The organism is Ruegeria sp. AJ12, from assembly GCF_056536245.1.
Genome location: NZ_JBQFJJ010000001.1, coordinates 549,074 through 561,557 on the forward strand (window position 1 = coordinate 549,074; position 12,484 = coordinate 561,557).

Annotated in this window: 18 protein-coding genes; 12 read left to right on the top strand and 6 right to left on the bottom strand. The window is 58.5% G+C overall.

Features of this window, described 5'->3' with window-relative positions:
* Positions 1-47 precede the first annotated feature (47 nt).
* The 3 genes from ACR3E0_RS02710 to ACR3E0_RS02720 are packed head-to-tail and all read right to left on the bottom strand — an operon-like array spanning position 48 to position 2,009.
* Complete coding sequence (locus ACR3E0_RS02710; RefSeq protein WP_480475934.1) at positions 48-476, bottom strand: Lrp/AsnC family transcriptional regulator; 429 nt, start codon at positions 474-476, stop codon at positions 48-50.
* A gap of 51 nt (positions 477-527) precedes the next feature.
* Positions 528-1,748 carry an MFS transporter gene (locus ACR3E0_RS02715; protein ID WP_480475936.1) on the bottom strand — a complete coding sequence of 407 codons (1,221 nt, stop codon included), beginning with the start codon at positions 1,746-1,748 and terminating at the stop codon, positions 528-530.
* Positions 1,749-1,751: 3 nt separating this feature from the next.
* Entirely contained in the window at positions 1,752-2,009 is a 258-nt protein-coding gene (locus ACR3E0_RS02720) for a metal-sensing transcriptional repressor (protein WP_480475938.1), read from the bottom strand.
* 133 nt (positions 2,010-2,142) lie between these two features.
* On the opposite strand from ACR3E0_RS02720, the gene ACR3E0_RS02725 reads away from it, so the two are divergent.
* From ACR3E0_RS02725 to ACR3E0_RS02755, 7 genes are all read left to right on the top strand, one after another.
* Entirely contained in the window at positions 2,143-2,757 is a 615-nt protein-coding gene (locus tag ACR3E0_RS02725) for a ribonuclease D (protein ID WP_480475940.1), read from the top strand.
* Positions 2,754-3,722 carry a KpsF/GutQ family sugar-phosphate isomerase gene (locus ACR3E0_RS02730; protein ID WP_480475942.1) on the top strand — a complete coding sequence of 323 codons (969 nt, stop codon included), beginning with the start codon at positions 2,754-2,756 and terminating at the stop codon, positions 3,720-3,722. Before ACR3E0_RS02725 ends, ACR3E0_RS02730 begins: the two co-directional genes overlap by 4 nt.
* 12 nt (positions 3,723-3,734) lie before the next feature.
* Complete coding sequence (locus ACR3E0_RS02735; protein WP_480475944.1) at positions 3,735-4,334, top strand: LPS export ABC transporter periplasmic protein LptC; 600 nt, start codon at positions 3,735-3,737, stop codon at positions 4,332-4,334.
* A gap of 39 nt (positions 4,335-4,373) precedes the next feature.
* Positions 4,374-4,829: an LptA/OstA family protein gene (locus ACR3E0_RS02740; RefSeq protein ID WP_480480926.1), complete on the top strand. Its 456-nt coding sequence runs from the start codon at positions 4,374-4,376 to the stop codon at positions 4,827-4,829.
* A complete protein-coding gene (lptB, locus tag ACR3E0_RS02745) occupies positions 4,829-5,587 on the top strand; it encodes an LPS export ABC transporter ATP-binding protein (protein ID WP_480475946.1) in 759 nt (252 codons plus the stop codon). Before ACR3E0_RS02740 ends, lptB begins: the two co-directional genes overlap by 1 nt.
* 255 nt (positions 5,588-5,842) lie before the next feature.
* The gene (gene hpf, locus ACR3E0_RS02750; protein ID WP_480475948.1) at positions 5,843-6,406 is read left to right on the top strand and encodes a ribosome hibernation-promoting factor, HPF/YfiA family; all 564 of its coding nucleotides are present in this window, start codon (positions 5,843-5,845) and stop codon (positions 6,404-6,406) included.
* 61 nt (positions 6,407-6,467) lie between these two features.
* Positions 6,468-6,932: a PTS sugar transporter subunit IIA gene (locus ACR3E0_RS02755; protein ID WP_480475950.1), complete on the top strand. Its 465-nt coding sequence runs from the start codon at positions 6,468-6,470 to the stop codon at positions 6,930-6,932.
* A gap of 58 nt (positions 6,933-6,990) precedes the next feature.
* Here the strand turns inward: ACR3E0_RS02755 and dalA are convergent, their stop codons facing one another.
* A complete protein-coding gene (dalA, locus tag ACR3E0_RS02760) occupies positions 6,991-7,506 on the bottom strand; it encodes a divisome-associated lipoprotein DalA (protein WP_480475952.1) in 516 nt (171 codons plus the stop codon).
* A 168-nt stretch (positions 7,507-7,674) separates the two neighbouring features.
* Here dalA and ACR3E0_RS02765 point away from each other — a divergent pair, with 168 nt between their 5' ends.
* Both ACR3E0_RS02765 and ACR3E0_RS02770 read left to right on the top strand, forming a co-directional pair.
* The gene (locus ACR3E0_RS02765) at positions 7,675-8,274 is read left to right on the top strand and encodes a L,D-transpeptidase (RefSeq protein WP_480475954.1); all 600 of its coding nucleotides are present in this window, start codon (positions 7,675-7,677) and stop codon (positions 8,272-8,274) included.
* Between the two features lie 140 nt (positions 8,275-8,414).
* A complete protein-coding gene (locus tag ACR3E0_RS02770; RefSeq protein ID WP_170433947.1) occupies positions 8,415-8,597 on the top strand; it encodes a hypothetical protein in 183 nt (60 codons plus the stop codon).
* Between the two features lie 75 nt (positions 8,598-8,672).
* Here the strand turns inward: ACR3E0_RS02770 and hemH are convergent, their stop codons facing one another.
* Complete coding sequence (hemH, locus tag ACR3E0_RS02775; protein WP_480475956.1) at positions 8,673-9,722, bottom strand: ferrochelatase; 1,050 nt, start codon at positions 9,720-9,722, stop codon at positions 8,673-8,675.
* 55 nt (positions 9,723-9,777) lie between these two features.
* On the bottom strand, positions 9,778-10,608 hold the full coding sequence (locus tag ACR3E0_RS02780) for a methyltransferase domain-containing protein (RefSeq protein WP_480475958.1): 831 nt from the start codon (positions 10,606-10,608) through the stop codon (positions 9,778-9,780).
* Between ACR3E0_RS02780 and ACR3E0_RS02785 the strand changes: the two genes are divergently transcribed.
* Genes ACR3E0_RS02785 through ACR3E0_RS02795 form a run of 3 tightly spaced genes read left to right on the top strand, consistent with a single transcriptional unit; the run spans position 10,589 to position 12,478 of the window.
* The gene (locus ACR3E0_RS02785) at positions 10,589-11,353 is read left to right on the top strand and encodes a double zinc ribbon domain-containing protein (protein WP_480475960.1); all 765 of its coding nucleotides are present in this window, start codon (positions 10,589-10,591) and stop codon (positions 11,351-11,353) included. The two genes, ACR3E0_RS02780 and ACR3E0_RS02785, sit on opposite strands and share 20 nt — an antisense overlap.
* Before the next feature lie 37 nt (positions 11,354-11,390).
* Complete coding sequence (gene grxC, locus ACR3E0_RS02790; RefSeq protein WP_480475962.1) at positions 11,391-11,648, top strand: glutaredoxin 3; 258 nt, start codon at positions 11,391-11,393, stop codon at positions 11,646-11,648.
* Positions 11,648-12,478 (top strand): carbon-nitrogen hydrolase family protein, encoded by an 831-nt coding sequence (locus ACR3E0_RS02795; RefSeq protein ID WP_480475964.1) that lies wholly within the window; start codon positions 11,648-11,650, stop codon positions 12,476-12,478. The genes grxC and ACR3E0_RS02795 overlap by 1 nt, the downstream gene beginning before the upstream one ends.
* Positions 12,479-12,484 lie beyond the last annotated feature (6 nt).

Genomic DNA, 12,484 nt, shown 5'->3' on the forward strand with positions numbered 1-12,484 from the left:
CCGGGCCAAGCTAGCCAGTCATTGGTTTACAGCCGGTTATCGGCTGGTCAGTTTCGGTCGATGCGCCGACCAAAAACAACGCTCGTGTTGGTGCGCAGAACTCCGGGGATCTTCGCGAGGTCGTCCACCAGAATGTCCAGATCCTCGATCCGTGGCGCTTCGGCGGACAGCAACAGGTCGAACTCGCCATTGATCGACAGGCAGAGTTTGACCTCGGGATACGCCTCGAGCCGTTTGATGATACGGGTGGTTTCTTTCTGCTGCACCTCCAGCAGAACGACAACCTGAACCCGCGGGGCGTCCTCGGGACTGTTGAGCACGACGGAGTAGCCCGCGATCACCCCGCGATCCTGCATCCGGTTGATCCGCTCGTGCACGGTGGTTCGGGCAACGCCCAGTTTTGCCGCGATCTTGGTGGTCGACTCGCGGGCGTTGTGCTGCAGAGCGGCGATGATGCGGCGGTCAAGCTGATCCATGAGCTCTCCGTTTCGTGGTCTGTCCGGTGTAGTTCAGGTTCGCGCCTCTGCTCAAGACTGATGCGAAACCGGCACCGGGTCCGACCGGGGCCAGATGATTACGGCTACGGTCAAGCCCAGCACAGCGGCGATGGTCATCCAGGCGAGGGCAACGGTTGCGCCAAACCGGGTCATCAACCACCCGGCCAGCGGGTACAGGACCAGCCAGCAGGCGTGCGACAGTGTGAATTGCGCGGCGAAAACGGCTGGTCTGTCTTCCGGGCGGGCAGAGCGGGTCAGCAGGCGCCCGGATGGGGTCAAGGTCACGGAATAGCCAAAACCGACACAGGCCCACACCGTGGTGAGCAGCATCAGTGACATCGGCGTTGTCGCTGACACTACCGCGGCGGTCGCCATGGCTGCGGTTCCGACCGCCGCGCCGCTCAGCATCACGCGTCGGTCTTCGAACCTGTCCAAAAGCGGGGGCAGGATAAATGCCGCCAGCATTGATCCCCCACCAAAGCCTGCCAGCGCAATCGCCACGGCACTTTCAGACAGGCCCAGATCGGTGCGGACGATGACGACCGTGTTGACGATGACCATCGCGCTCAGCGCCGCAGCATTCCAGTTGAGTGCCAGCAATCCGCGCAGACGTGTGGTTGACAGGTAAATGCGAATGCCCCGTGTCGTGCGGTCATAAACACCCGTCTTCTTGGCAACTTTGGGAGAGGGCAAAACCACCGATACGACCAGAATGGCAGAGGCGACAAACCCAAGACTGGTGCCCCAGAACAGCGTGTCAAAGCTGAGAAAGACCAAGAGGGCGGCAGCCAGCATCGGGCTCAGAAGGCTTTCCATGTCGACCGCAAGGCGGGACAGCGACAGGGCCCGCGTGTAGTCGTGTTCGTTTGTCAGAACGTCGGGGATCGTTGCCTGAAACGCCGGGGTGAACCCGGCAGAGGCGGATTGCAGCACAAAGATCAGGGCATAGACCTGCCAAACCTCGGTCACGAAGGGCAAACACAAGGCGACAGCGGCGCGCACCAAATCCAGAACCACCAGCATTCGGCGACGGTCGACCTGCTGCGCAATCGCCGCCGCCAAAGGGGCAACCCCCACATACGCCACCATCTTAATGGTCAGTGCCGTGCCCAGAACCATCCCTGCAGCGTCGCCAGCCAAATCATAGGCCAAAAGCCCCAATGCGATTGTGGCAAGTCCGGTGCCCGTCAAGGCGACGACCTGTGCGGCCAGCAAATGGCGATAGGTGCGATTCCGCAGAATACTAAGCATGGGTTACAGGTATTTGGTTATGGCTTTGAAATCCTCGACATTTGGCTCTCCGCCGCTGGGCGAAAGGCAATGGTCGATGTGATCATGAATCAGAACGCGCTTTGCATTGGTGATTGCTTTTTCGACGGCAAAAAGCTGCTGGGCGATGTCCGAACAAGGCGCCCGATCCTCAAGCATCGCGATGACTTTTGCCAGATGCCCATGCGCCCGTCTGAGACGCGCGGTGATTTGCGGGTGTGATTGATGCAGGGTATCTTCCATATTCCATCCATATCCCCCCCATAAGGATATAGTCAAATGGCTCGGCACCGAATGGCGTGTACCAAAGCGATGGCGTTGAGTTTGCAGGCCAAACCGCCTATCTCGGGATCGATACCGCACAAAGGATACTTCTGTGGCGAACCATTTGTACAAAAACGATCTGCCGGACGGGTTGGATCTGGGTCCTGTCGTGGCCATCGATTGTGAAACTATGGGTCTGAACCCCCACCGGGACCGCCTGTGCGTAATCCAGATGTCGGGCGGTGACGGCGACAGCCATATCGTGCAGGTCGAAAAGGGACAGACGTCCGCGCCAAACCTGTCCGCGATGCTGGAAAACCCTGATGTTCTGAAGCTGTTTCACTTTGGTCGCTTCGACATCGCCGCGATGTATCATAGCTTTGGCGCGCTGGCCGCGCCGGTTTATTGCACCAAGATCGCCAGCCGTCTGGTCAGGACCTATACCGACCGGCATGGCTTGAAAAACCTGTGTCAGGAACTGATCGGCATCGATATCTCCAAACAGCAGCAGATGAGCGATTGGGGCGCCGAAGTCCTTACCGAAGCTCAACTGGATTATGCCGCGTCGGATGTCCTTTACCTGCACCGTTTACGCGATGAGTTGAACAAACGTCTGGCGCGCGAAGGTCGTGCCGACATGGCGCAGGCGTGTTTTGACTTCCTGCCGATGCGTGCGAAGCTGGATCTCGCAGGCTGGCCCGAAACAGATATCTTTGCGCACTCATGACCGATAACGAGTCCTTCCTGAAAACCGCCAAGCAAGTTGTCAGCGACGAGGCCCGGGCGCTGGATGTTTTGGCCGACAGCCTGGATGCACCCTTTGCCGAGGCCGTGCAGCTGATCCTGAACGCGACCGGTCGCATCATCGTTAGTGGGATTGGCAAATCCGGCCATATCGGGCACAAGATCGCGGCAACATTGGCCAGCACGGGGACACCGGCGTATTTCGTTCACCCGGCCGAGGCCAGCCATGGTGACCTGGGCATGGTGTCCAAGGGCGATGTGGTGCTGGCCATCTCGAACTCAGGCGAAGCGCCGGAACTGGCCAATTTGCTGGCCTTCACCCGGCGGTTCGGGATTCCGCTGATCGGGTTGTCCAGCAAACCCGAAAGCACATTGATGAAGCAGGCGGACGTGCACCTGTTGATCCCGTCTTTGGGCGAGGCCTGTGGGTTCGGCATGGTTCCATCGATCTCGACCACGCTGACGCTGGCCATGGGCGACGCGCTGGCGATTGCTCTTATGAAGTATCGGGATTTCAAGCCCGAGAATTTTCGTGACATCCATCCTGGTGGAAAGCTGGGCGCGCAACTCAGCAAAGTAAGCGACCTGATGCACACCGACTCGCCAATTGTGCCAACGGGTACTCCGATGAGCGAAGCTTTGCTGGTGATGAGCCAGAAAGGCTTTGGAGTGGTAGGGGTGACCGATACCGAAGGGCGATTGCTTGGTATCGTGACGGATGGTGACTTGCGTCGCAACATGCAAGGGCTGCTGGATTTGACTGTCGACCAAGTCATGACCGCTGACCCGCGCACCATCGGACCGGATGAACTGGCCGAGGGTGCGGTGGCATTGATGACGATGCACAAACCAAAGATCACATGCCTGTTTGTCGTTGACCCAGAGTCAGAAGGTCGTGCGCAGGGAATCCTGCACATCCATGATTGCCTGCGCGTTGGTTTGGGGTGAGGAGGTCCGCCGGTGGATCGTCATTCCCGATGGGTACAGTTCCTGAAGGTGGTGTTGCCGCTGGCGGCCATTTTGCTGTTGTCCACCGTGTTCCTTCTGTCGCGCAGCATCGAAACGGATGTATCTGTCCCATTCACGCAGAAAGACATCGATGAACGTCTGGCCGGTCAGGTGGTGACGCAACCGTATTACCGGGGCACCACCCGCAAGGGCGAGGACGTTCAGATTGAGGCGACCCAGGCCACGCAGGGGACGGAAGGGTCTGTGCCCTCGGCCGCAGAGTTTCGGGGACGGTTCGGCCTGTTGAATGGCGGGGTCATAACGCTCGATTCCAACGAAGGCCGCATCAGCCCGGACAAGGGGGTTGCGACTTTCGTAGGCGATGTCCTTATCACCACGACGGACGGAATTCAGATACGAACCGATCTGTTAAACACATCGCTCGATGAAATCCGGGGCGACACGCCGGGTCAGGTGACCGGCACAGGGGCCATCGGAAACTTTTCTGCGGGCCGAATGACATTTGGGACGGAAAATGACGATGGTCCGGTCCATATTCTTTTTACAGATGGTGTGAAGCTGGTATACGAGCCGGCAAAAGCAGAAAGATAACACGTGTTTGATTTTCGATTTTTTCCTGTTTGCATTGCCTTGCTGGCAGGTTCTGTTTCTGCAACCGCTCAGGAAGCGCAGGTAGCGTTTGGATCTGTGAAGGCGGACCCGAGCCTTCCGGTCGAAGTGACATCGGAAACCCTGAACGTGAATCAGGAAAACGGATCTGCCGAATTTGTCGGGAACGTTGTTGTTGTTCAGGGCGAAATGCGTCTGACGGCGGAACGGGTGCTTGTCATCTACAACCAGGAACGCTCGGCCATCCAACGCATGGAAGCGACCGAGAACGTGGTTCTGGTCAGCCCCCCGGACGCCGCCGAAGGCGACTATGCCGAATACACCATCGAGTCCGGTGTCATCGTGATGAAGGGAAACGTTCTGCTGACGCAGGGGCCAAGCGTTATCAGCGGTGATCAGATGAACGCGAACCTGACGACAGGCACGGCAACGATGACTGGCAACGTCAAGACGATCCTGCAGCAAGGCGAGAACTGATGGCCAGACCAAACCTTTCCGTCGCACAGGGCAGTCTGGGTCTCAGGATCGAAAAACTGCGCAAGTCTTACCGCAAGAAGACGGTCATCCGTGACGTATCCATGACCCTCGACAGGTCCGAAGTGGTGGCCCTGCTGGGTCCAAACGGGTCGGGTAAAACAACCACGTTCTACTCGGTGGCAGGCCTGGTTTTCCCCGAGGCGGGTACCGTCACGATTGATGGTCAGAATGTGACCACGCTGCCGATGTATCGCCGTGCGCGCATGGGGATCGGCTATCTGCCGCAGGAAATGTCGATTTTTCGCGGTATGAGCGTCGAAGACAACATCGCGTCGGTTCTGGATATCACGGTCAATCACGCGCACCGCCGCAAGGAGCGGCTCGAAGAGCTGTTGTCTGACTTTTCTATCGAACATCTGCGCCGGGCGCCCGCGCTGGCCCTGTCGGGCGGGGAACGCCGTCGGGTCGAGATAGCACGCTGCCTGGCGGCTGATCCCAAGTATCTTTTGCTGGATGAACCCTTCGCGGGTGTCGATCCGATCAGTGTCGGAGACATCCGGCATCTGGTGGCCGATCTGAAGAAGCGTGGAATCGGTGTTCTGATCACCGATCACAACGTTCGCGAAACGCTGGAAATCGTGGATCGCGCCTACATCCTGCATGACGGACAGGTGCTGATGTCGGGCACACCGGACGAAGTTGTCGAGAACGAAAACGTGCGCCGCGTCTATCTTGGTGAAAATTTCCGGATTTCATGACCTTGCGACAAAATGCGCGCGGCGCATAGGCGGATTTCGCGTATATACACGCCCTGTTTCGATTGACTCTTCCGCCGTCTCTTGCCTCAATTGGGCCATGGCATTTCCTCGGTTCCAGTCTGGATCTCGATGTCCCTTCGTTGAAGGGCAGAGTCTGGGACAATCCGGGTTCATGCCGATATCCCCCACCCGATAAAAACAAGCGCGTCACGTGACGTGACGTCAGAAATGGGTGTGAATTGTGAAGGAGATCACATGCGTTACCAAATCAGCGGAAAACAGATCGACATCGGCGCGGCCCTGCAGACCCATGTGCAGACCGAACTGGGTGAGGTCGTGGGCAAATATGCCCAGCGTCCGACAGATGCCAATGTCGTCTTTTCCCGTTCGGCGCATGAATATGTATGCGAAACCACAGTGCATCTTTCGACCGGCCTGACCGCTCAGGCCAAGGCACACGCGACCGAGATCTATGCGGCGTTCGAGGCGTGCTGCGACAAGATGGAGACGCAGTTGCGTCGCTACAAGCGCCGTTTGAAGGATCACCACAAGGATCGCGCCGAGCCGGTTGAACTCTTCGGAGCGTCCTCTTATATCCTCGCCTCTGACGAATCGGAGTCGGCTGCTGAACCCGAATCTCTGCAGCCGATGATCGTGGCTGAGATGGAAACCAAGATCCCATCGCTGAGTGTTGGTGAAGCCGTTATGCAGATGGAACTGGCTGGTGCCCCGGTGCTGGTGTTCCGCAATGAGAACAAGGATGGGTTGAATGTCGTGTACCGTCGGGATGACGGTAACATCGGCTGGATCGATCCTTAACAGGCAATGAGAACGAGGCACGCCCCTGCGACCGCAGGGGCAATGCCAATGGAGCATGATCATGGAGCTTTCGAGCATTTTGAAGCCCGAAGCAGTACGTGTATTGTCCGCCGCTTCCAGTAAGAAGCGGCTGTTTCAGGAAATCGGCGATGTTGCAACCGCCACGCTGGGCCTTGAGGCCCAGGCCGTGGTCGATAGCCTTCTGGAGCGTGAAAGCCTTGGGCCCACCGGTGTAGGGCATGGCGTTGCCCTGCCGCATGCCCGGTTACCGGGGCTTGATGCGGTTTCGGGCGTCTTTGTCATGCTGGAAAAACCAATCGATTTCGGATCGGTTGACCGTCAGCCGGTGGATATCGCATTTTCGCTGTTTGCACCCGAAGACGCAGGTGTGGATCACCTCAAGGCGCTGGCGCTGGTCTCCCGGACATTGCGCGACACATCGGTCTGCAGCAAGCTGCGCGCGAACCCGGATCCGGTGAAACTATATGCGATCCTGACAGAAGCCCAATCCATGCAGGCGGCCTAAGGCCACAAAAAAGCCCCCGAAAATCGGGGGCTTTCTTTGAAGTTCTGTCTGCGGTTCCTTACCCGCCGGTTCCCATTTCCAGAGTCCACCAGATCTTGCCGCCCCCTTCCTGGTGCCAGGCAAAGCCCATTTGTGTGGCTTTCGGGTCCATGATGACCGATCTGGGGCCGGGTTCCTGCATCCAGGCCGCCAGCGTCTCGGTCTCGGTTTCATAGGTTTCCGAAATCGCCTCGCCCAGGAATGTTCCGAAATACCCGACGCGCTGGGCGCGATCCAAAGGCGAGGAACCGTCGGACCCGAAATGCCAGGGCCGGTTCTGTCTTGCCATGTCCTTGGAGTGTGTTGCGGCGGCGGCGTTGAGTTGCGCGTTCAATTGAACGGATTGCAGACCCGAGGCCTGCCGCAGCGCGTTGACCGAATCGAGCATGCGAAATTGCAGCTTTTCCGGGTTGCCGCGAATTTTGTAGACCGTCGGCAGGGGCTGGCCATCCGCACCCAACGTGGTTGGCCGGGTGTCTGTGCATGCCGCCAACGCGACAAAGCAAATCAACAGTAAAGAAACGATACGCGTCATGATCGACCTGATTATTGTGTCGTTACGGGCATAGCGTGCCTGATCGTGCTGGGCAAACGCACAATGGCCACATTCTGCGTGATTCTGCCGGTTTGATTTGCGACTGAAGCATTCTGGCAATAAATTGGAGCAGATTTCAGTTTTTGCCATAGCAAAGGACCGCCTGTGATGGTCAAGAAACGTATTCCTTCATCCACCCGCCGAGGTTTTCTTGCCGGCGCAGCAACTGCGTTGGCGACGCCTGCCATAGCGCAATACATCCCCGGTGACCCGCTGCGCCCTGCGCCAGAGGTTGAACCGGCCGTGCGCCGCAACATTTCGGGCTTCAGGGCGCTCGACTGGCAACCCTATTTCTCGAACACCCGGAATGGGGCCATTCTGGTCGATACAGTGTCAAGGGCGCTGCATTACTGGTCCGACGACCAATCCGTCTATAAACTCTACCCGTCCTCGGTGCCCCTGACCGAAGAAATGACGCGCCGTGGACGCACCAGCGTGATCCGCAAAGTCGAGGGCCCCAGCTGGGCGCCGACGCCGTCGATGAAGAAAAGAAATCCCGAATGGCCGGACTATATCCCGCCCGGACCGGATAACCCTTTGGGAACACACGCTTTATATCTGAGTTGGAAATATTATCGTATCCACGGTACCCACGACACCCGCAAAATTGGCCGCCGATCTTCGAATGGTTGCATCGGGCTGTTCAACGAGGATATCCAAGAGCTGTTTTCTATGACGAAGGTTGGCACGCAAGTGTTGCTAATTTGACGACATTTTGGCGCGCGAACCCGCTTGCAGGGCAAGTTGCAATTGCAATCCCGCCGCTTTGCTGATTAGAAAAAACTCACGAGGTAAGTCTTAGGTGTGCGGCTCCGGGTAAAGGAATCGCGCAAATTCTGGAGGTTAATATGAAAAAACTCGTTCTCGCCGCTGCTTTGACTGCTGCAGCTTCGACCGCATATGCAGGCAACCTGGAAGAGCCGGTTGTTGAAGCACCTGTTGTTGTCGAAGAGACACAGGGCACTTCGCAGGGCATCCTGCTGCCGCTGATCCTGCTGGTCGTTGTTGCCGCAGCTGTTGCAGCAAGCTAATTTGACGCCAGTCATCTAGAGAAAAGGCGGTGGAAGTCTCCACCGCCTTTTTTCATGCCTGAATGATGCGGCCGGCTAGTCCAGCCACCCCCGCAGGTTGTTTTCGATGATCGTGCTCAACGCCGCAATGTGCGAATCGTCGTCGTTGAGGCAGGGGATATAGGTGAAATTCTCACCGCCCGCCTCTTCAAAGCTTTCCTTGATCTCTTCGTTGATCTCTTCCAGCGTTTCGATGCAGTCGGCGGAAAAGGCCGGCGCGATCACCGCTATGTTCTTTTTGCCTTGTTGCGCCAGGTACGCCACATGATCCACGGTGTAAGGCTTGAGCCATTCTTCGGGACCAAAGCGCGACTGAAATGTCGAGACAATCTGATCGTCCGCCCAGCCAAGGCGCTCTTTCAAAAGGCGTGAAGTCTTGACGCACTGGCAGTGGTAGGGATCGCCCTGCTGCAGATAGCGCTCGGGCATGCCGTGATAAGAACAGACCAGAACATCAGGTTTGCTGTCCAATTCGGCGTAAGCGCGCTCAACCGATTGCGCCAGAGCTTCGATATAGGTCGGTTCGTCGTAGTAGGCAGGTACGGTCCGGCTGGCCGGCTGCCAGGCTTCTTCCATCAAGGCGCGAAAGAACTGATCGTTGGCAGTGGCGGTCGTGGCGCCTGCGTAGTGCGGATAGAGCGGAAAGAACAAAATCCGGTCGCACCCTTCGGCCACCATCTGACGCACCCTGGATTTGGTCGACGGATTGCCATAGCGCATGCAGAAATCCACCATCACCTGATCGCCATAGCGCGCCTGCATCGCATCACGCAGTTTTGCGGTTTGGTCCTTGGTGATGGTCATCAAGGGGCTTTCGCCCTTGTTGTGGTTCCAGATCGATTTGTAGGCCGCGCCGGAGCTAAAGGGGCGTTTAGTCAGGATGATGCCTTGCAGGATCGGCTGCCATTTCCACGCCGGATAGTCGATCACGCGCTGATCCGACAGGAACTCGTTCAGATAGCGACGCATCGGCCAATAAGTGTAGTTGTCCGGCGTGCCCAGGTTGGCCAGCAGGATGCCGACGCGTCCCATCTTGACTTTGGGATGGTCGGCGGGCGCATGCACAGGGCGGGTGGCGTCAAACATAAGGGCTTCCTGACTTTACGAGTTCTGACCTGAGATAAAGGGAAATACCGGGTCGTCAATCGGGCAGTTTGCCCTCATTCGTGCCCAGCGCGTCGGCCAGACGCGTTTGCGCTGATCCGGGGCGCAAAGGTTTCGGTTGGCTGTCATCGGGCGACCACCCCGTCAGGCAAATCAGTTCGAAGGTTGCGGGCAGTTTGCCGTCGCGTGTTGCGAAGTGGTCATTGTAGATCTGCTGCGCTGTGTCGAACACCCGGCGTCTTGTGGGGTGTTTGAGGCGGTTCGACAGGATGTTGGTCTCACCCATCGCACGCAGATCATGCATCAGGTGAAACAGATCACGATACTCGGCCGTCAGCGAGGCGGCGTCGGCCACCGGCAAAGCCAGACCGGCCCGCTGCAGCAGGGCGCCCAGATCGCGCAGTTCGGCCATCGGGGCGATCCGGGGGCTGAGCCCGCCAGTGACCGCAATTTCGGCCTGACCCAACGCCGCACGCAGCTCGTGCAGGGTTTCCCCGCCCAGACATACCGCCAACAACAACCCATCCGGGCGCAAGGCCCGCTGGCATTGGATAAGCTGGCCAACCGGATCATTTGCCCAGTGCAGGGCCATCGCGTGCACGACAAGATCGTGACGTCCTGCATTCAGATCCAGAACCTCGTCGTCGGGTTTGACGTTGGCGCCATCGATCACGTCGGCCCAAACCCTTGGAAAAGGGGTCACGATCACCGGATCCGTAAAGGATCTGTTAACCATAGACAGCCGATCCTGCACCTCGTCGACAGCGGCCTGGTGAAGGAACAGGGCGTCGTCCCGGACCCGGGCGCGTCGCTGGGCCAGAACCGGTCGATCAAACAATGAGGGTGCATTGGACGCAGGCAGTTTCATAGGGCGCAACTATCGCATTTGGCAGCGAGTTCAAACCGCTCTCCGGCTGGTTTATCCGCCGCGCTGCCTTGGGTGCGGACAGTTGACCGAATCGGATTTTGGCCTGTGCGGGCCATGCTGGCGTGACACGCCCTTTATTGGCGGCGCGGTATGTGAGAGCTGCGGAACACCTGTTCCGGGTGCCTCCGATGGTCACCGCATAGAATGCGATGACTGCCTCAAGACGCCCCGCCCATGGCGCGCCGGGCGCGCTGCGCTGTTGTACCAGGGACGCGCCCGATCTCTGATTCTGGCTCTGAAACACGGAGATCGGCCCGAGCTGGCCCGACCCGCGGCACGATGGATGGCGCAGGCCGGGCGCGACCTGTTTCACCCCGACATGCTGATCGCTCCGGTTCCGCTGCACTGGTCCCGCCTGATCAAGCGGCGCTACAACCAGTCGGCCTTGCTGGCCCAGCATCTGGGCCGCGAAACCGGGCTGGACGTCTGCCCCGATCTGCTGCAACGCCCTGCGCGAACGCCGGTTCTCGACGGAAAGACCGCAGCAGAACGTGCGGACACCCTGAGCGGGGCCATTTCGCTGCATCCCAGGCGAACAACCAAACTAAAGGGGCGGGATGTCCTACTGGTCGACGATGTCATGACCTCCGGCGCGACCTTGGCCGAATGTGCGCGGGCTTGCACCGCATCAGGAGCAAATCATATTTTCGTGTTGGTGCTGGCGCGCGTTGCCAAGAGTGCCTAATTCGCCGAAAGTCATGCGAAACCCATAGGGACGGAATATGAAACCGGTTGAAATCTACACATCGCCGCTGTGCGGCTTTTGCCACGCGGCCAAGCGCCTGCTCAAACAGAAAGGCGTTGAGTTCAAGGAAATCGACGTGTTGCTGCATCCCAAACGCAAGCCTGAAATGATCAGCCGTGCCGGCGGTAAACGCACGGTGCCGCAAATCTTCATCGGTGCCGATCATGTAGGCGGCTGCGACGACCTGTATGAGTTGGACCGTCAGGGCAAGCTGGATCGCCTGCTGGCTGCCTGATGAAGACGGCACTGCTGCAAATCACGTCGTCGGATGACCCGCCCCAGAACTTGGACGTGGTCCGTGCCATGATGATTCAGGCTGCCGATCAGGGTGCGCGTTTCATACTGACGCCAGAGGTCACGAACTGTGTGTCGACCAGCACAACCCGGCAGCGCGAGGTCTTGCAGCACGAAGAAGACGACATCACGCTAGCAGGTCTGCGCGAACAGGCCGCCGCATTGGGTGTCTGGCTGTTGATCGGCTCGCTCGGGGTCAAAACCCACGATCCGGATGGGCGCTTTGCCAACCGCTCCTTCATGATCAACCCGCAAGGGAAGGTTGTGGCGCGGTATGACAAGATTCACATGTTTGACGTGCAGGTCACCGAGACCGAGACGTTTCGCGAATCCTCAAATTACCGCCCCGGGGACAGGGCGGTGATCGCCGATACAGAATTTGGCAAGGTTGGTCTGACCGTCTGTTACGACATCCGCTTTCCGCATCTCTATGCGGCTTTGGCGCGGGCGGGTGCACGGGTTCTCACCATACCAGCCGCGTTTTCCCCCGTCACCGGGGCCGCGCATTGGGAGACGCTGCTGCGCGCGCGGGCGATCGAGAATGGGTGTTGGGTGATTGCCCCCGCCCAGACCGGGGAACACCCGAACACCCGCGGAAAGACGCGATTTACCCACGGTCACAGCATGGTAGTGGCCCCGTGGGGTGAGGTGCTGATCGACGCAGGCACCGATCCGGGCATTCACTTTTTCGATTTGGATGATAGTTCTGTGACAGAGGCACGCCGCCGCGTGCCGTCTTTGACAAACGCCCGCTCTTTTGAAGGGCCCTGATCCAGT